The following is a 15876-nucleotide window of genomic DNA, read 5'->3' on the forward strand; positions in this document are numbered from 1 at the left end:
GCCACCCCCGCAACTACCTGGCCTTCCTCGGACTCGCCGCCGCCATCTGCTGCTACAAACGCCTCGTCCGCCTCACCACATAGGACACGGTCTAAGAGGCAAGTTCTGGGTGCCGCCGATCTCCTGCGCCGCGCATTCTCCCCAGATTCTCCCCAGGGGCTGAAGAGGATGGCTATCGATCATTCGCACACGTTAAGTCGATCAAGATCGTTGTTGAGCTACCTACAGCCAGTCGCGCTTCTTGAAGATGACGTACAGGCTGACGCAGACCACTGCCATCAGCAGGATTGCGAAGGGGTAGCCCGCTGCCCACTGGAGTTCGGGCATGGTCTCGAAGTTCATGCCGTAGATGGTTCCCACGAGTGTGGGTGCGAAGAGGATGGCCGCCCACGAGGAGATCTTCTTGATCTCCTCGTTCTGCGCGTGGCCGGCCTGGGCCAGCTGCTTCATCTCCTCGTTCTGCTGCTGCGTGACCAGGGTGGCGTTCACGGCGAGGATGTCCTGGAGGGCGAGGCGGAAGCCGTCGACGCGTTCGGTGACGTGGGTGGCGTGGTCGGCGACATCGCGCAGGTAGCGGCGCAGCTCCTCGTCGATGCCGTACTTCTCGAACCCGGCTGAGAGTCCTTCGAGGATCCGGGTCAGCGGGCGGGTGGCGCGGGCGAACTCGACCACCTCGCGGGAGAGTTCGTAGATGCGGCGCGAGACCTTGGGATCGCCGCGGAAGACCTCGGTCTCGATCTCGTCCACGTCGTTCTCCACGCCGGCGACGACGGGGGCGTAGCCGTCGACGACGGCATCGAGGATCGCGTACAGCACGGCCTCGGGACCGCGCTTGAGGAGATCCGGCGTGTGCTCCATGCGGCGGCGTACCGCGGCCAGGTCGGGAGCGGCGCCGTGGCGGACGGTGATGACGAAGTCGGGTCCGACGAAGACGTGCAGCTCGCCGAAGTCGACCTCTTCGGCGGCGTCCAGGTAGCGGGCGGCGCGCAGGACGACGAACAGGGTGTCGCCGTAGCGCTCCAGCTTCGGCCGCTGGTGGGCCTCCAGGGCGTCCTCGACGGCGAGGGGGTGCAGGTCGAACTCGTCGGCGACGGACAGCAGCTCGACCTCGGTGGGCCGGTGCAGACCGATCCAGGCCATGCCGCCGTCTGCCTCGCGGAGCCTGGCGAAGGTCTCGGCGAGCGAGTCATGAGTGCTGGAGCGCACCCCGTCGTGGTACAGCGCGGCAGTGATCACACTGTTGCCTCGGGACTGCTCCTCCGCGGGGGCGGCCGGCCCGGACGGCTGGGCAGGGGAGGATTCCGGGGCGGCGGGGCGCTTGGCGGGCTTGAACGCGCGCAGGGCACGCAGGCGACGCTCGGACACGGCAGGAGTCCTTCCGCAGGCAGGAAGTGGAAGAAGGCGTAGGGGATGCGCGAGGGCACGCCGCAGACGCCGCCTGCGGGTCCGGCTACGAGCCGGACACGGCAGCGTCTCGCGGCGCACGACTGGGAGGTTCACCACACATCGTGGATCTCACCTGCCTTCCGGACGCGTGCGGGATGGGGCCACTCAGCAGGGTATACCCGCCGCATGAACGCTCCGGACCCGTCACCGCAGCCCCCCGCGCGCGGGGGAGGCCCGGTGTTCGAGCGCGGCGAGGTAGGGCAGGTGGTCCAGGGGCTCGTCGAGGAGGAACCTGCGGGTCAGGTCGAGGTGTTCGTGGGGGCGGGTGAGGAAGACCCAGTGGTCGGCTTCCCGGATGGTGGCGAACACGGCTCGGGATGACATGGCCGCCAGGGCTCGGCTGTCGGCGGGGCGGATGGCGATGTCGTGTTCGCCGGTGACGAGCAGGAGGTCGGCTGACAGTCCGGTGGGTGGGGGTGCGTCGCACAGCATCTGTAGGCAGCGGGCCCACAGGTGGAGATGGCTGTCGTCCGCGCCGTTGAAGAGGTCGTTGAGGAGCCAGCGCAAGGCCAGGCGTCCTCGCACGGGCCGGTCGGGGTCCAGGCACAGCACCGACGCGACGATTTCCGCACTCACCTCCCGGCGGTCATTCTTCGCCCGGGCCATAGCCGCGGCGGGGGTAAAGCCGGGAGGCAGATGGGGGCGGTGTCCGTTGGCACCTGTCAGGACGATGCGGTCGACGCGGTCGGGGTGGCCGACCGCGAGACGGTAGGCGATCTCCCCTCCGTGGGAGGTCCCCAAGACATTGACCTGCGGCAGTTCGAGTTCGTCCAGAACGCCGGCGAGGCCGTCCGCGAGATCACCGAGTCCACAGTCGGCAGGCAGCGCTCCGGGGCTGGACACACCGGCGATGCGTACTCCCACGATGTCCGCCACAGGCAGCAGCGCCTCGGCCTGCGGGCGCACAGTGGCCTCGCCTTCGGCACCCGCACGGACGACGAGGACGGGAGCGGTCCGCGGAGTGGGGCTCGTTCGGGTCTCGACCTCGAATACCAGCCCCTGCCTGCGGATCGTCCGGGTGGTGACGTCGCATGGCTCCATGCGTGCTCCTCCTGCAGTGGTGCGTACGGGGCGGTGGATCCGCAGCACATCCGGGTGGGTCCTGGCGGACGGTGACTATGGCGAGGTCCGGTCGACTGGGGAAGCGGACACCTGTCGACGCCGGATTGTCGGGCTCCCTTGTAGCAGACCCCGCGGTCACGCGCGGGCTGTGATCATCAGAGGAACACGCTCTGGAGGTGACCGCAACGCGCCGGCGACTCCCTCTTGCCTCGCGTAGCCGCAGGCTCGCACGCCACACACCTCCGGCAGCGGTCCTCGCGGGAATCAACAGAGGGACAGGGGCCCTCACCCTGACGTGATCACGGACGTGCCCCGCGCCGTTGCCGGACCGCCCCGCGGCGTTCCGCCCCCTGCCGCCCGTGTCTCTTTGATCGTTCAGGGAGTTGCTCGGGGCGTGACGATGACGTCGCAAGGTGCGTGGCGGCCTGGATGCCGGCACAAGACGGAAGGCGAGTGATGGCAGGCACGGTCTACGACGCGCTGGTCGGCATCCTGGACGAGACGTTCCAGGTCGAGCCGGAGTTGATCCAGGCCGAGGCGACCTTGGCCGGCATGGGGTTGGACTCGCTGGCAGTGGCCGAGCTCGCCGCCGTCGTGGAGGACGAGTTCGGGGTCGAGGTCACCGGCCAGGAGGTGGGCAAGGGCGCGACGCTGCGCGAGGTGGTCGCGGTGATCGACGCCGGCATCGACGTTCGGCGGGCGCCGGCGGCTGCGGCATGTCCGTGAACAGGGAGCAGATCGCGGTGACCGGGCTGGGGATGGTCACCCCGGCCGGGACGTGCGTGGATGCGACGTGGCGCAGAGTGTGCGAGGGCGGCTCGACCGCAGCCGCCACCCATCTCGCGCTTGCGGGCATGCCGGTCGACTTCTGCGCGTCCGTCGGTGAGCTCGATGCCAACGTGGTGGGACGGCGCAACATCTACCGGCTGGACCGCTTCGTCCACCTCGCGCTGGTGGCCGCGCACGAGGCGCTGGCCGACTCCGGCCTGTCCGTCGCCGACTGGGACGGGCCCCGGGTAGGTGTGGTGATCGGCTGCGGCATGGGAGGCGTCGCCTCCTGGGAGAAGCAGCACGCCCGACTTCTCGCGCAGGGACCGCAGAGGGTCTCTCCGCTGCTGATCCCGATGATGACGCCGAACTCCGCCGCAGGTGAGATCGCCTTGGCATTGGGGGCGCGAGGGCCGAGCCTGGCGGTGTCCACGGCGTGCGCGTCCGGGGCGACGGCCATCACGGTGGCTCGCGACCTCCTCGCCTCCGGGCAGTGCGACATCGTCGTCACCGGCGGTACCGAGGCGGCGAACACACCGCTGACGGTGACGGCGTTCGCGAACCTGGAGGCGCTCTCCCGGCGGTGCGAGGACCCGACGGCCGCATCCAGGCCGTTCGACGCCGACCGGGACGGTTTCGTGATGGCCGAGGGTGCGGCGGTGCTCGTGCTGGAGCGGGCGGAGCATGCCGCAGCCCGAGGCCGGCGCCCCCGAGCCCTGCTGACCGGCTGCGGGTCGGCCTCCGAAGCCCACCATCCCACCACCCCGCATCCCGAGGGTGTCGGCGCCTTGCAGGCCATGGCGGCGGCGCTGAACGATGCGGATCTCACTGCCGGGGACATCGATCATGTCAACGCCCATGGCACCTCGACCGTGCTGAACGATCAGGTCGAAGCACGGGTCATCAGCAAGATGCTGCCCCACGGGCCACGGGTCACCTCCACCAAGGGGGTACTGGGGCACCTGCTCGGAGCGGCCGGCGCCGTAGAGGCGGCCCTGACGGTTTTGGCAATCCAGCAGTCCACGGTCCCGCCCACAGCCAACCTCCGGACTCCCGCCCCTGGCATCGACCTGAACCTCGTGACCAAGACCGTCTCGCGCCGACCGGTGCGAGCCGCGTTGTCGAACTCCTTCGGGTTCGGCGGTCACAACGTCGTCCTGGCCTTCACCCACCCGTAGACCGCACCGCCAAGGGCATTTCCGGTGCGACAGGAGCATGCCGCCCATGGACACCGCCATCGACGCCGCACCTTCGGCCGCCCCGCCCGCACCGCGTGGCGTCATCCGCCGGCTCCAGTCCCGCCAGGGGCGCGAGGACCCCTTCCCCCTCTTTGAGGAGATTCGCCGCGCTGGGCCGGTGGTAAGCCTGGGTCCGCACGCGTTCCTGGTCACCGGCTACACCCCATGCCTGCAGATCCTGACCGACCGGATCTGGCACGTGCCCGACCACACGTGGCGCACAGCACGCGGCCTGGACACCGGCGGCCCGAGCGAAAAGGTCCTTCTCACCCTTCCGCGGCTCAACCCCCCGCGGCACGGCCACATGCGTCGCCTGCAGGCCGGCGCATTCACCCCCTCCGCGCTGGAACGCCTACGCCCCACCGTCCGCACGCTCGTGCGCACCCACCTCGACCGGCTGGACGCCGAACTCACCGAGCACGGCCGAGCGGACTTCATCCAGACGGTCGCCCGCGCCCTGCCCATCGCCGTCATGTGCGCGATCCTCGGCCTACCCACCGAGGACCAGGCCCTCATGGCTCGCTACAGCCTCGACACCGCGGCACTGACCGAACCCTTCGCCACCCCCGTCCAGACGGCGGTCGCCGACGCGGCGGCCGCCGAGTTCCACGCCTACGTGATGACCCTCCTCGGCGAACGCGTGCGCACACCGGGCGCCGACCTGCTCTCCCGCTGGCTCACACACGACAGCCCCGGCACCGCGCATGTCTCCCGCGACGAGCTGGCCACCCACATCGTCTTCCTCGTCGGCGCCGGCGCCGAGACCACCTCGTCCCTGTTCGCCACCGCCGTCCAAGCCTTCGAGCAACACCCCAACCAGGCACGGTGGCTGACTGACCATCCCGAAGCCCTGCCCCAGGCCATCGAGGAACTCACCCGCTGGGACCCATCCGTCCAGAACGCCGTCCGCATCCCCACCCAGGACACCACGCTGGCCGGCACCCCCATCGCGGCCGGCACCCTCGTCCACGCCCTCATCGCCGCCGCCAACCGCGACCCCGCACACTTCCCCAACCCCCACACCCTGGACTTCCAGCGCTCCCCGCAACGCAACCTCGCTTTCGGCGCCGGAATCCACTACTGCCTCGGCGCGCCCCTGGCCCGCCTGAACGCCGCCGAGTTCCTCCCCGAGCTCCTGCGCCGCTTCCCCACCCTGCGCACAGCCGGACCGGCCACCCGAGCACCGGGACTCAACCTGCGGACCTTCCTGACCCTCCCGGTCACCCGGCGACCCGCAGCACTCACCCACTGATCGCCCACCGCTGCCCTTGCACGGATCGGTGACCCGACCGGTCCCGCCGGACAGCAGGGCGGGTGCCGCCCCAGCCCGAGTCACCCCGCCCAGAAAGGAACATCATGCAGGTCACAGGCTTGTTCCACGCCTACCGCCGACGTGCTGTGCTACGCGGCGTCGATCTTGACCTTCCCCCCGGCGTCCTGGCCGGGATCGTTGGGGAAAACGGCGCGGGAAAGTCGACCCTGCTGAAGATCCTCTCCGGTGAACTGCGCCCCACCCGCGGCACCGTGACCCACCGCGGCAGATTCGGGTACTGCCCTCAGGACGTGGTGCTCAACGACGCGCTGACGGTCCGCCAGCACCTGGAATTCTTCAAGACCGCCTACGGACTGGATGACCTGCGACGTGCCGAAGAGACGATGGCGGCGCTCCGGTTCACCGAGTACGCAGACACCCGCACCGGGGTCCTCAGCGGCGGCACCCGCCAGAAGCTGAACCTCACCCTCGCCCTCATGCACGACCCGCGGGTGCTACTGCTGGACGAGCCCTACCAGGGCTTCGACTGGGACACCTACCAACGCTTCTGGGAACTCGCCGGCCACCTGCGCGACGAAGGGCGCTCGGTGCTGGTCGTCTCTCATCTGGCCTATGACGCCGAACGCCTGGACCAGCTCTACCGACTGGACGCCGGCCGCCTCCACCCCCACGACTCCGCTCCCGCACACGCCCCCGAAGGAACAGCGGTATGAGTACGAGCAACAGCGCCAGGAGGCACCTGGTCTGGTTGACTACCGCCGTCCGCTACAACCTGATCGAGCACTCCCGCAACACATTCGCCATGCTCCTGGTCGTCGCCTTTGTCCCCACCTGGACCATCCTGGCCTACCTCGTCATCCCCAGGACCGCCATCCCCTTCCACCTGCGCGCCACCGGCCAACTCCTCTCCCCGGCCGGGAATCAGATGACGCAACTCACCGGCGCGCTGAACGTCGTCGCCCTGATCACCGGGTTCATGATGTTCGCCGCCACCTTCACCGGGGGACGCTTCGACAAACGCCTCGCCCTGGCCGGCTATCCCCGCGCCCACCTCGTCCTGGCCAAAGCCGCCACCCTCACCCTGGCCTCGGTCCTCGTCGCCGCCTACGCCACCACCGTCATCTGCACGGCATGGTCGCCCAAGCAGCCCCTGCAACTCGCCACCGCGCTGTTCAGCAGCGCCATGACCTACGGCGCCCTCGGCGTCGTCTTCGGATCCGTCCTGCGCCGCGAGGTCGAGGGCATGTTCGCCATCGCGATGACCAGCGTCGTCGACATCACCCTGCAAAACCCCACCCGCAGCTCCAGCGCCGAGAGCCCCCTCGTGCACTACCTGCCCTCCCACGGCGCCATCCAGACCGCCACCGCGAGCGCCTTCTCCACCGCCCACACCCCCACCTACCTCGCCCTACAAGGCCTCTGGTTCAGCGTGACCGCCCTCCTGGCCCTGCTCACCTTCCACCGGCGCACCCGCAACGCCATCCCACGGAGCAACGACGCGCGGCCCGCCCAAGCAGGTCCCGGTGTGCCCCCGCAAGAGAGCGATGTCCCTGCGACCCCGAAGCGATCACCAGCACCTTCCCCCACGCCCTAACCCACCCCGCGGGTCTTGGTGTTCCGGGGGATGGGTCACCGGGCGAGCATGTGGCCGTCGTGGGGGCGGTGGTCGCGGGAGCGGCGCAGGTCGGTGGTGACGTAGGTGCGTTGCAGCCAGCGGTCTGCTCCGTCGTAGCGGGGGTGGAAGGCGGTGCGTCCGTGGACGGTGACGCGGTTGTCGATGATGACGAGGTCGCCGGGTGTCAGGCGCAGGGTGTGGGCGGTTGCCTCGCAGGCGCGGCCGAATTCACTCAGCGCTGCGGCGGCTCGGGGGGTGAGCGGGGTGGTGACGAGTTGCGCCATGCGTATGTCGGGGTCCTCCGTTGCTCCGGAAAGCACCGGTCGCGGCTTGACGGCTGCGTTGCTCGTGGCGGCGTCGGGGTTGAAAGAGGGGGGTGGGGTGGTGGTGAACTCCGGTGTGAACAGGGCCTGGCGGCCGGCCGGGGTGAGGAGCGTCAGTGCTTGGCGGATGCCGGCGATGCGCATGCCGGCGATCCGGTCGTGGTCGGCGCGCAGGCACAGGAAGATCACATAGTCGGGTGGGTGGGGGTGGAAGCCGTTCTCGGTGTGGAAGGACAGCGGAACCGATCCTGCGTTGCCGTGGAAGGTCTCCTGCCCCGGCACGGGTACCACGTCCTGCACGAGGGCGCCGGACTTCTCAGCCAGGTAGGCGAGGGGCTCCCCGAGTCCGCAGGCCACCATGGTGAGCATTGCGGCCGCGATGGTGGCGTTGCGTTGGACCGAGCCGGGTACGGTCGGTGTCGGGGGCAGGGCCGCCTGATCGACGGGTATGCCGCCGATCACCAAGGTGCCCGTCGGACCGGAGTGCCTTCGAAACCGGCGCACCTCGCGGCGTAGCCCTGTCGGAAGGTCCTCCCAGGCGTCCCGGGCCAGCGCCACCCACTCGGGGCTGTCGACCTGGTCGTTCCCGCCGGTGCACAAGGTGCGGGCCAATCGCTCGCACGCATCGGTATCCGCCCGGTCAAGCTCCCGGCCGAGGCCGCTGCTGTGGCTGGTGTCGGGCGTCGTCGGGGCCATCGAGGTCTCCTGCCGGGGATGTGGGCGGCGCACGCTCGGGCTCATGTGTGGCGCAGGCCGGCCACGGCGTCGGCGATGTAGTGGTCCCCGAATCGGATCAGGGAGGCGTACTGGGCAGCGCGTCGATGTCGCATGAGCCGCAGTTCGGCGACGGCGTTGTCGGGCCCTTCGGGTTGCTGGGCGATGGAACGATGCAGATGCACCATCGAGTACGCGAGGGTGACGTGGCGTTCACCATCGACGATGTCGGCTTCCAGGAGTGCGCCCCGCCCCTCGGCCAGCTCCGGGGCGCGGGCCGCCAAATCCTCGTAGGAGTCGGGAACGATGGACAGCAGGTCTCTCATCGCCGCCCGGAACAGCTTGTATCCGCGGTGCTGGCGGCCGCTCAACGGCATGTCCACCGACGGAGGTGCCATGGTCTGGCGTATCGCCGCCATGTAGTAGTCGGCCGGGATCGTACTGGCGTGGGTCATGGCCGCCGGGAAACCGCGCACGTACACCGTCGCGTCTGCCAGCCGCAGCAGCGCGGCGTCGCTGTCGCCGTGGCGCAGGTGGTCGGCGGCGTCGGCCACGGCGACCGCGGCGCAGATGTTGAACAGGACGTGGACCTGGTGGCCGATGAGCCACCGAGCGTTCCACGCGTCCTCCAGCGACGCCTTCGTACCCGGCTCAGGAACGGCGACAGGTGGGTCGAAGTCATGGCCGGTGCCCGGTTTCGCGCCGGTGAGGTCGCCTACCGCTCGGCGCATCCCGGCCAGCTCCAGTGCCAGGTCTCCGCCCGACAGGGGAGCGTCACAGAGGTCTTGAAGGCCGCGGTGGATGACCAGGACGCTGTGCAGCGCGGCCTGCTGGTCGGACAGTTCCTTTTCACGGACCCGGAAGAAGGACTGGCTGGTCGACTCGGCCGGCAGTGCTTCACCGGCCATAGCCGGCGCCTGCTCCGACAGCGCGGTTGCCAATGCACCAGCAGCAGCGGCGGCGTGCCGCAGCATGAGTGTCCGTTCGACAGGTCTGGCATGGGTCGCCACTCCGGCCAGCACGCGCGCGGTTCGCACCGCCTCAACATCGACCCGTGAGCCCAGAGCCGGGGTGGGCCGCCCGCCTCGGGGCAGGCGAAAGACAGCGACAGCAGGATGACCGGCAACCAGCGATAAGCCCATAGTCACAGAGCTTGGTCATGAACACTTCGCCCCAAACCTCGATCCACGCCATTCTTGAACGGCGCAAATAGAGAGGGGGGCAATTCCGGCGAAGCGTGAGTTGCCATGCGAGAACTTGAGGGACCCGATCCAGACCGGAGCTTGGCTGTTCGCCTCGGCCGACAGGTGCTGGCGCCGGGCCTTCACGAGGCTGCGCTTCGGACTCCCCCTGTCAGAGGCGAGGGGGCACATTCGGCGGAAGCGGCGGCAAGGAACAGCCGGCCCGCATGGCGAGGGATGGCTGCGTCACGGCCGTGGAGACACAGTCGCTCCGCTCCCGCCGACTGGGCGCTGACTCCCGCGCCGAACGAGCCGCCCTGGACACCCTCGTATCGTCCGGTCCGGACCACCGTGCACTGTTTCTGATCTGCCATACGCGCAGTACAACAGGCTGCTCACGCTGTTCGATCAGTTCCCGCCACACCTCTCGGCACCAAGGGCCGGCAGACGGATCCGCAAGATCACGTCTGTAGTCGCCCTCGTGCTACGAGCCGTCCCGCCGCTGCCCTCGGGCGGAGGTTCACCTTCACGGGGCGCGAATCGTTCCTGCGGTGAACGTCCTCGGCTGTGCGGGTGAGCGCAGGTCGCCACGTCTTCGGCGGAGACGAGGAGACCGGTAGAAGACGGGAGTCGTTCCGTCGTCTTGAGAGGTGCTCCTGATGAGCCGAGGCTTGATCGTCGTGGATGTGCAGAAGGACTTCTGTGAGGGAGGCAGCGTTCCCGTCGCGGGAGGCGCGCAGATCGCCACCGCGATCGCCGAACTGGTGGAGCAGAGCGCCGCGGGCGGTGACTACCAGTACGTGGTGGCCACCCGGGACCATCACATCGACCCGGGCAGCCACTTCTCCTCCAGCCCGGACTTCAAGGACAGCTTCCCCGTGCACTGCGTGGCGGGAGACGAGGGCGGCGAGTTCCACCCGAATTTCGCTCCCACCGCGGCCGACGGCAAGGTCCATGCCGTCTTCTTCAAGGGCGCCCACAGCGCCTCCAAGAGCGGCTTCGAAGGCGCCGACGCCGAAGGAACGTCCCTCGCCGACTGGCTGCGCGCCCGCGGGGTGAGGGACGTCGACGTGGTGGGCATCGCGACCGACCATTGCGTGCGCGCCACCGCCCTGGACGCCGCCGCGGCGGGATTCAACACCCGGGTACGCCTGGACTACTCGGTCGGCGTCGCCCCCGAGACCATCGCCTCCACCCTGGACGACTTCCGCCAGGCAGGCATCGAGACATCCGGCCAGACACCGGTGCCCAGCTAGCGCGTGTCTCCTTGGTGGGTTGGTCAGTTGATCGGATGTGGCTGTCCGATGAGTGATCACTAATGCGATGTGGGAACGGATCGAGCCGCTGATGCCGGCCGATCCGGTCCGTGGACGACGGTGGGCCGACCACCGTCGCACTCTGGAAGCCATCGCCTGGATGTACCGCACCAACTCGCCCTGGCGCGACCTGCCGGGCGAGCTCGGCGACGGCACCTGGAACAAATCCTGGCCTCTGTTCTGGCCGCGGCGGACACCGCCGACGACATCGACTGGACCGTGTCGGTCGACTCCACCGTCGCCGGGCTCACCAGCACGCCGCCGGAGCGCTCAAAGGGGGCAGCGGGACGCCGGGAGCCGGTCGATCACGCCCTCGGACGCTCCCGCGGCGGCCTGAGCACCAAGGTCCATTTGGCGGCCGACGGCCGGGCCCGGTGACGTACCGGCCTTCGAGACCGTGATGGACCAACAGCGGCGCGGCCTGGCCACACGAACCGACAAACTCGCTACCAGGCCGCACTCCACCTCGCTGGCATCCTCATCTGAACCCGACACTGACCGAAGGGACAGAACCTAGCTCTGGCTATCCATGGACCAGTGCGAAGTTCACCTCGGCCCGGGGCACTCGCGACGTCCTCGACAACGCCCTGGTGCGGCCCGATCTCGTCGCGGAGATCAGCGCCGACACCTCCGGCGACCGCGGTGGCGTCTACCGGCACCCGATCCGGTACGTACGCCTGCGCCTGGACGCGTCCGTCGATGACGTGCCCGGGTTGGGTGGAGGCCCGGGCGCAGCCGCAGGGTGACGGTCACCCCAACGCTCAGGCTCAGGTCGTGGCCGCTCGTGCACCTGCTCTGCGGGCAGCGAGTCGGCACGGAAGTCCGCGCCCAGGGCGCGTTGTGCGCGTTGCTCGACGAGACGGCGGAACCCGGCTACGGCATAGCGCTCTCCGGTGGGTGGGGGAGTCGCGCCCGGGAATGCCGGCGACCTGGGCCATGAGCTGGGGCTGGGGCTGGGGCTGGGGCTGGGGCTGGGCTGCCGGCCGACGGCCAGGACGCGCAGGCCGAGGCCTCCGCGCGCCGGTGCCGGTCCAGGAGGTGGAGCAGGCCGGAGGCGTCCATGGTCACTGTTCGACGCCCTGCCCGCGCAGCCAGGCCCGCAGGGCGATGTCGGCGCGGATGCAGGCTCGGGCGGTCGCGGCCTGGGTCAGGCTGAGCGGACGTTCACCGGTTCGGCCCATTACCCGTGACGTGTGGGCGGCTCGGCCGTTGTGGGGGACGTCGTCCGTGCCGTACTTCCCCGCGGCAGAGTGAGTTCAAGGAGATCTTGATGTTCCGTTTCGCCAAGGCCGTATCCGTTACCGTCGCCACTGGTGCCGTCCTGGCAGGCGGGGCCGGCATGGCCGCCGCCGACGCCACGGCAGAGGGCGCTGCCATCGGCTCCCCGGGTGTCCTGTCCGGCAACGTCGTCCAGGTGCCCATCCACATCCCGGTCAACCTCTGCGGCAACACTGTCAACATCGTCGGTGCCCTCAACCCGGCCTTCGGCAACACCTGCATCAACAACGGCGGCTCGGACGGGCACCACAAGGCCGACCACCACGGCAAGTACTGACAGCACCAAGTCCTGGATCCGGCGCGCTCGTCGCGCGGGCACATCCAGCGCAGTCATCTGAACCAGCCGCAGCGCACAGCCCGGTGTAGAACGGCCTCCCCCCATCCTCCGAGGGGAGGCCGTTCTCATGACGGGGCCAGCTCGTGCAGCCAGCCAGCCAGCCAGCCAGCCGAGCCAGGCCAGGCCGCGGGGAGCGGGTTCCGCTCCTCCCGGTCCGCGCGACCGGACCTCGGTCGCGGTGGGTGGTGGGGCGGCCCGGTGCTACTGCCGCCAGAGAGCTCTGGGCACCGGGCCTGCCCGCGCACGCCTTATCGGCGCGGACCGCGCCCGACCATAGCCGCGGCCGACCAGCACTCCGCAGGGGTCGCCTGAGGGATCGCCCTGCCGCTCGCATTCCGTGGCCATCCGCATCAACGCGTGGACGACCTGCGGGTCGGAGACTCCGTAGAGGGCGCACAGGTCCCGCACATCGCGGGGCTTGATGGCGCGGCGGCCGATCTCTTCTGGAAGCGACGGACCGCGCTGGTCGGGTGCGCCGCTTGGTGCCATGGTGGAGGTAGCGGCTGTGACTGGGTGCCATTGCGTCCGCGCACGGAGAGGTGTCGGGTATGGCGACCGAGAAGGATGCCGCCCAGGCCAAGACGCCGGGGCAGCGTGTGGCCGACAGCCGCGCCATGGAGGTCGCGTCCCGGGTCGGGCTCTGCGCCCGGGGAGTGATCTACGTTCTGGTGGGTCTCCTCGCCGTGCGGATCGGTTTCGGCGGCGGCAGCGGCAAGGAGGCCGACCGGTCCGGGGCGGTGCGGACCATCGGCGAGCAGCCCTACGGCCAGGTGCTGCTGTGGGCGCTGGTGGTGGGGCTGGCGGCGATGGCGCTGTGGCGCCTTTCCGAGGCCGCCTTCGGGCAGGCGACGGAAGGCGGTGACAAGTTGACCCGGCGCCTGGGCTCCCTGGGGCTGGCCGTCTTCTACCTGGTGATCTGTGTCGGCGTGGTGCAGACCGCGCTGGTCGGCGGGTCCGGCGGAACCCGCGCCGGTGACCAGGCGTCGAAGGACTACACCGCGCGCGTGCTGGAATGGCCCTATGGCCGGGTACTCGTCGGCGTGTTCGGGGCCGCGCTGGCCATCGTGGGCGTGGTGATCGTGGTGCGCAGCCTGATGCGCAAGTTCGAGAAGAACCTCCGTACGGACCGGATGAGCCGGACGACGCGGCGCGTCGTCGCGGCGCTGGGCATCATCGGCGGCGTGGCGTGCGGAGTGGTAGCGGTGGCGACCGGCCTGTTCGTTCTCCTGGCCGCGGTGCGCTTCGACGCCAGCGAGGCAAAGGGCTTGGACGAGACGTTGCGTTCGTTCGCTGATACGCCGGCCGGGCCGGTGCTGCTGATCGCCGCGGCGGTGGGCCTTCTGCTGTTCGGCCTCTACTCGTTCTGCGAGGCCCGCTGGCGTAAAGCCCCTGAACACGACGCCTCGGCAGAGCGGCCGATCAGCCGCGATGCCGGCTGACCGTCCTGCTCGCGCCGTTCCCGCCCGTACCCTGCCGACCGCCCCGTGCACCACGGGGCCGGGGGGCTCAGCCACGACATCGGCCCTTCGGTCGCGATGACAGCGGTCACAGCGACCGGCCACCGCAATACGGCCCGCCGATGCACTGACGGGCCAGGTTTCGACGCCCCAGCTGTCGACCCAGCCGATCAGGACCAGCACGGTGACACCCGTCACGGCGATCAGAGTGAGGTCAGCGAGGACTCGGTACGAACGGTGCCGCACGGCAGTCAGTCGTCGTTGCGGTAGTAGTCCATCGAGACCGTCACCGGACCGTTGTCGGCCACGGTGATCACTCGCAGGATCGCGATGTCGTGAGTGCTGCGTGACCGCACGCAGAAGGCTCGTCCGGCCGTCGGATCTCCGAAGCCGAGGGCGGTCGCAGGTTGCTGGTCGATGGCCGTCGAGCACTCGGCAGGCGTCGGCCGGCCGCTGGGGCGTGCCTGGACGCTCCCGGCGCCGGCGCCTCCCTGTGCGAGCGGTGGGCCGCCATCGCCCCCGACCTCGCCGGGCACGTCATCGCCGTGGGCTTCGACCCGGAATCCGGCCGGCTCACCATGTGCCCGGCATCGTCGGCCTGGGCAACGAAGGCGCGCCTGGAACAGGCCCGGGTCATCGCGGCCGCCAACGTTGCGACCGGCCGTACGGTCGTGCGCGCCCTGCGGATCCTGCCGCCGCGGACGGCACCCGCGCCCGGCCGGGCCGACGCCGCCCCGACATCATCACGCCGCCCCCCGTTCCGGTGCAGCGACGGACCCCGCCGGAGGGCCCACCAATATCCGTGTCTTTACCTCATTCCATCTCTGCGAGCATCACTTCACCCGCATCCGTATGGCAGTGGCCCCACGGTCAACGAGGGATGAAGGATCGTGCTCAAATTCCTGGCAGGATTCAAGGGAAGGCGTCCCTTCTGGCGTCTTAGATTGGGATCGCGCCCTTCCTTGCAGGGATGTTGTCCAGCGGTTGCCGCTAACATCGGTGAAGTAACCTGCACTGGGGGCTGCAATTTAATTTGCGTCCCCCAAGCGGAAAGCGGATTCGCGGGGATCTTGAAAGCGTTGCATGAAGGGATGGTGTGGGCGGTAACGAAGTAGCCTTTATGGAATGCGACTGCGACTCCCGTGATCGCCCCCTCGCTCCGATTTTCGACAGAGAGGAATGCTTCAGCACCATTTCCCGATGCATATACAGCAACTTGCTCTGCTTGTTCTCTTTCCGCTGCCGCATCGGCGGCTTCCTGATATCCTGAGCTTGGCGAATGCTCCAGAATGAAAGGCTCAGCGCTAAGATCGCGATAAGGACGGAAGTCGCATGAAGGAGCAAGTTTTTTCGCTCCAGTCGAGCGGTCGGGGACTGCGATGCATGGACATGATACGCCGGGCGTAGGTTTCGCCACCTTATGTGGTTCATATCGCATGTATTGCCGCACGCGCGACCGCTCTCACACATGTTGCTCCAGCTGGCGGAGGACTGCGGGCGTGTCGGAGGCGCTGGATACGGTCAGTCACAGTGGTAAAAGCAGTCTGTGTGAGGTTAAGCCCTATCAACGGGTGACGCTCACGACGTTAGCCCGCGAGGCCGGTCACCTCGCGACCATGGGGTGACAGGGTGGACTTCTAAGGTCAAGCAAAACGCGACACTTGAACAGGCGGAATTACCGGCAAGGCCGCCTCAGGGCGCGGCGAGCCGCCCTGGGATCCTCACGGCGGGGGTGGGGAACAGGTGGTGTACGGCGGTTCAGCGCGAGGAGATGGGTCTGATCAGTTCCGCGCCCGGCCCGGAGTACCGGCCCAGGCGCTTGCGCGCGGCCTCGGCGGTGGTCAACAGGCGCTCGCCGAGAGTGGTGT

The 15876-nt window shown here is 69.2% G+C and carries 14 protein-coding genes and 1 pseudogene; 11 read left to right on the top strand and 4 right to left on the bottom strand.

Going from position 1 to position 15876, the window contains the following annotated elements; genetic code table 11:
* Positions 1–222: 222 nt before the first annotated feature.
* Positions 223–1365 (bottom strand): magnesium and cobalt transport protein CorA, encoded by a 1143-nt coding sequence (locus tag ACWFQ8_RS32550; RefSeq protein ID WP_453789888.1) that lies wholly within the window; start codon positions 1363–1365, stop codon positions 223–225.
* 225 nt (positions 1366–1590) lie between these two features.
* A complete protein-coding gene (locus tag ACWFQ8_RS32555) occupies positions 1591–2487 on the bottom strand; it encodes an alpha/beta fold hydrolase (protein WP_453789889.1) in 897 nt (298 codons plus the stop codon).
* Between the two features lie 477 nt (positions 2488–2964).
* On the opposite strand from ACWFQ8_RS32555, the gene ACWFQ8_RS32560 reads away from it, so the two are divergent.
* The 5 genes from ACWFQ8_RS32560 to ACWFQ8_RS32580 all read left to right on the top strand — a co-directional run bounded on the left by ACWFQ8_RS32560 (position 2965) and on the right by ACWFQ8_RS32580 (position 7381).
* Positions 2965–3234 carry an acyl carrier protein gene (locus ACWFQ8_RS32560; protein WP_453789890.1) on the top strand — a complete coding sequence of 90 codons (270 nt, stop codon included), beginning with the start codon at positions 2965–2967 and terminating at the stop codon, positions 3232–3234.
* Positions 3225–4454 carry a beta-ketoacyl-[acyl-carrier-protein] synthase family protein gene (locus ACWFQ8_RS32565; RefSeq protein WP_453789891.1) on the top strand — a complete coding sequence of 410 codons (1230 nt, stop codon included), beginning with the start codon at positions 3225–3227 and terminating at the stop codon, positions 4452–4454. Before ACWFQ8_RS32560 ends, ACWFQ8_RS32565 begins: the two co-directional genes overlap by 10 nt.
* 46 nt (positions 4455–4500) lie before the next feature.
* Positions 4501–5766, top strand: coding sequence for a cytochrome P450 (locus tag ACWFQ8_RS32570; RefSeq protein WP_453789892.1), 1266 nt, complete (start codon positions 4501–4503; stop codon positions 5764–5766).
* A 104-nt stretch (positions 5767–5870) separates the two neighbouring features.
* Positions 5871–6500 (top strand): ABC transporter ATP-binding protein, encoded by a 630-nt coding sequence (locus tag ACWFQ8_RS32575; protein ID WP_453789893.1) that lies wholly within the window; start codon positions 5871–5873, stop codon positions 6498–6500.
* A complete protein-coding gene (locus tag ACWFQ8_RS32580; RefSeq protein ID WP_453789894.1) occupies positions 6497–7381 on the top strand; it encodes an ABC transporter permease in 885 nt (294 codons plus the stop codon). The genes ACWFQ8_RS32575 and ACWFQ8_RS32580 overlap by 4 nt, the downstream gene beginning before the upstream one ends.
* Positions 7382–7416: 35 nt before the next feature.
* On the opposite strand, the gene ACWFQ8_RS32585 is transcribed toward ACWFQ8_RS32580, so the two are convergent.
* Both ACWFQ8_RS32585 and ACWFQ8_RS32590 read right to left on the bottom strand, forming a co-directional pair.
* On the bottom strand, positions 7417–8421 hold the full coding sequence (locus ACWFQ8_RS32585) for a TauD/TfdA family dioxygenase (RefSeq protein ID WP_453789895.1): 1005 nt from the start codon (positions 8419–8421) through the stop codon (positions 7417–7419).
* Between the two features lie 41 nt (positions 8422–8462).
* Positions 8463–9347 carry a hypothetical protein gene (locus ACWFQ8_RS32590; RefSeq protein WP_453789896.1) on the bottom strand — a complete coding sequence of 295 codons (885 nt, stop codon included), beginning with the start codon at positions 9345–9347 and terminating at the stop codon, positions 8463–8465.
* Positions 9348–10279: 932 nt separating this feature from the next.
* Between ACWFQ8_RS32590 and ACWFQ8_RS32595 the strand changes: the two genes are divergently transcribed.
* The 6 genes and pseudogenes from ACWFQ8_RS32595 to ACWFQ8_RS32620 all read left to right on the top strand — a co-directional run bounded on the left by ACWFQ8_RS32595 (position 10280) and on the right by ACWFQ8_RS32620 (position 14892).
* Complete coding sequence (locus tag ACWFQ8_RS32595; protein WP_453789897.1) at positions 10280–10876, top strand: isochorismatase family protein; 597 nt, start codon at positions 10280–10282, stop codon at positions 10874–10876.
* Between the two features lie 67 nt (positions 10877–10943).
* A pseudogene (locus ACWFQ8_RS32600) lies at positions 10944–11402 on the top strand (transposase); the annotation flags it as partial.
* A 124-nt stretch (positions 11403–11526) separates the two neighbouring features.
* A complete protein-coding gene (locus ACWFQ8_RS32605; RefSeq protein WP_453789898.1) occupies positions 11527–11682 on the top strand; it encodes a hypothetical protein in 156 nt (51 codons plus the stop codon).
* A gap of 524 nt (positions 11683–12206) precedes the next feature.
* Positions 12207–12491: a chaplin gene (locus ACWFQ8_RS32610; RefSeq protein WP_453789899.1), complete on the top strand. Its 285-nt coding sequence runs from the start codon at positions 12207–12209 to the stop codon at positions 12489–12491.
* 608 nt (positions 12492–13099) lie between these two features.
* A complete protein-coding gene (locus ACWFQ8_RS32615) occupies positions 13100–13990 on the top strand; it encodes a DUF1206 domain-containing protein (RefSeq protein WP_453789900.1) in 891 nt (296 codons plus the stop codon).
* A gap of 425 nt (positions 13991–14415) precedes the next feature.
* Positions 14416–14892, top strand: coding sequence for a DUF721 domain-containing protein (locus tag ACWFQ8_RS32620; protein ID WP_453789901.1), 477 nt, complete (start codon positions 14416–14418; stop codon positions 14890–14892).
* The last annotated feature ends 984 nt before the right edge of the window (positions 14893–15876 follow it).

The sequence above is a fragment of the Streptomyces sp. NPDC055254 genome (assembly GCF_053606025.1).

Excerpts from the sequence above, each read along its gene's own strand:
- ACWFQ8_RS32555 (WP_453789889.1), bottom strand. The coding sequence starts at position 2,487 with ATGGAGCCATGCGACGTCACCACCCGGACGATCCGCAGGCAGGGGCTG.
- ACWFQ8_RS32560 (WP_453789890.1), top strand. The coding sequence starts at position 2,965 with ATGGCAGGCACGGTCTACGACGCGCTGGTCGGCATCCTGGACGAGACG.
- ACWFQ8_RS32565 (WP_453789891.1), top strand. The coding sequence starts at position 3,225 with ATGTCCGTGAACAGGGAGCAGATCGCGGTGACCGGGCTGGGGATGGTC.
- ACWFQ8_RS32570 (WP_453789892.1), top strand. The coding sequence starts at position 4,501 with ATGGACACCGCCATCGACGCCGCACCTTCGGCCGCCCCGCCCGCACCG.
- ACWFQ8_RS32575 (WP_453789893.1), top strand. The coding sequence starts at position 5,871 with ATGCAGGTCACAGGCTTGTTCCACGCCTACCGCCGACGTGCTGTGCTA.
- ACWFQ8_RS32580 (WP_453789894.1), top strand. The coding sequence starts at position 6,497 with ATGAGTACGAGCAACAGCGCCAGGAGGCACCTGGTCTGGTTGACTACC.
- ACWFQ8_RS32585 (WP_453789895.1), bottom strand. The coding sequence starts at position 8,421 with ATGGCCCCGACGACGCCCGACACCAGCCACAGCAGCGGCCTCGGCCGG.
- ACWFQ8_RS32590 (WP_453789896.1), bottom strand. The coding sequence starts at position 9,347 with ATGGCCGGTGAAGCACTGCCGGCCGAGTCGACCAGCCAGTCCTTCTTC.
- ACWFQ8_RS32595 (WP_453789897.1), top strand. The coding sequence starts at position 10,280 with ATGAGCCGAGGCTTGATCGTCGTGGATGTGCAGAAGGACTTCTGTGAG.
- ACWFQ8_RS32610 (WP_453789899.1), top strand. The coding sequence starts at position 12,207 with ATGTTCCGTTTCGCCAAGGCCGTATCCGTTACCGTCGCCACTGGTGCC.
- ACWFQ8_RS32615 (WP_453789900.1), top strand. The coding sequence starts at position 13,100 with ATGGCGACCGAGAAGGATGCCGCCCAGGCCAAGACGCCGGGGCAGCGT.